1 protein-coding gene and 1 pseudogene are annotated in these 1,564 nt (G+C 67.0%); both read left to right on the top strand.

Translation table 11 applies throughout. The features are described 5' to 3' along the window. Positions 1-739, top strand: a pseudogene (locus QZ079_RS09430) (nicotinate phosphoribosyltransferase); the annotation flags it as partial. 60 nt (positions 740-799) lie between these two features. Then, positions 800-1,564 (top strand): glutamate 5-kinase (gene proB / locus QZ079_RS09425; protein ID WP_297037581.1); only part of this gene is annotated, 765 nt, incomplete at its 3' end.

The raw sequence follows: 1,564 nt of genomic DNA, 5'->3' as shown, positions 1-1,564 counted from the left end.
TCAGACGTGTGCTCTTCCGATCTTCGCGGCGATCCGCATCGATTCCGGCGACCTCGCGAAGCTTTCGAAGTACGTGCGCGGCCGCTTCGACGCCGAGGGACTCGGCTACGTGAAGATCTCCGTTTCGAACGATCTGGACGAGTACACCATTCAGTCGCTCTTGGACCAAGGGGCGCCGATCGATTCCTTCGGCGTGGGCACGAAGCTCGCCACCTGCTACGACCAGCCGGCACTCGGCGGCGTGTACAAGCTCGCCGCGCGGCGCGATCCCGGCGATGAGTCGTGGACGCCCGTCGTGAAGCTCTCCGAGCAGCCCTACAAGCGCACGATTCCCGGCGTGCAGCAGGTGCGCCGCTATATGGACGAGGCGGGCAGCCCCGTGTGTGACATGATCTATGACGAGGCCTACCTCGAGGGCGAGGGCGATGCGCGCGGTACGACGCTCGTTGCCGTGAACGACGCCGCACTCGTGACGAGCGTTGCCGGTATGCCATACCGCGAGCTGCTCGTGCCGGTGGTGCGCGACGGCCAGGCGACAGGGCTGCGCGAGCCGCTTTCCGCCGCCCGCGAGCGCTGCGCCGCAGCGTTGGCCGCACTCGACCCCGAGTACAAGCGCTTCCTGTACCCGCAGTCGTACGTGGTGGGCATGGAGGCGGGTCTGGCGCGCGTGCGCGACGAGCTCGTGCGCGAGCGCATGAACGCTGCTGCCTCTCCCATGCCTTGGAAGGCTCCGAAATAACCCGCATGTCCCAAAAAGGGACAGGTGCATTTTGGGACATGTGTTGAGAAGGGGCGTCAGATGAAGACGATGGTCGTGAAGATCGGCTCGAGCACCGTGGTGCAGCCGGGTTCCGGTGTGCGCCGCGCGTTCCTCGCCGACCTTGCGCGCCAGGCGTCCGAGCTGCGCAGCCTGGGATGGAACCTTGTCGTGGTGAGCTCTGGAGCCATCGCATGCGGCGCGCCCGCGCTCGGTTTCAAGGCGCGCCCTTCAGACATGCCGAGCCTTCAGGCGTGCGCCTCGGTGGGGCAGTGCGCGCTTTCGGCGGCGTACGACGAGGAATTCCGGCAGCACGGCCTGACCACGTCGCTCGTCCTGCTCACCCGCAACGACACCGCGAGCCGTTCCTCGTACCTTCATGCGCGCGACGCCCTCACGCGCCTCGTCGAGCTCGGCGTGGTGCCGGTTGTGAACGAGAACGATACCGTCGCGGTAGACGAGATCCGCTTCGGCGACAACGACACCCTCGCCGCGCTCGTGAGCTGCCTGGCGGGAGCGGATCTGTGCGTCACGCTTTCCGACATCGACGGCCTCTACACGGCGAACCCCTCGCTTGATCCTTCAGCGCGGTTCATCGCGCAGGTGGAGCGCATCGATGCCAAGATCCTCGCTTCGGCGGGCGATTCCTCGAGCTCCGTGGGAACGGGAGGCATGATCACGAAGCTCCGCGCCTCGCGCATCCTCATGACGGCGGGCATCCCGAGCGTGATCGCCAGCGGCGAGGCACCGGATGCACTCGTAGCGCTCGCGCGCGGCGAGGCCGTGGGTACTCGGTTCGTGCCGGCG

This window comes from uncultured Enorma sp., from assembly GCA_905210055.1.
Taxonomy (GTDB): Bacteria; Actinomycetota; Coriobacteriia; order Coriobacteriales; family Coriobacteriaceae; genus Enorma.
This window is presented reverse-complemented; position numbering and strand designations above follow the sequence as displayed.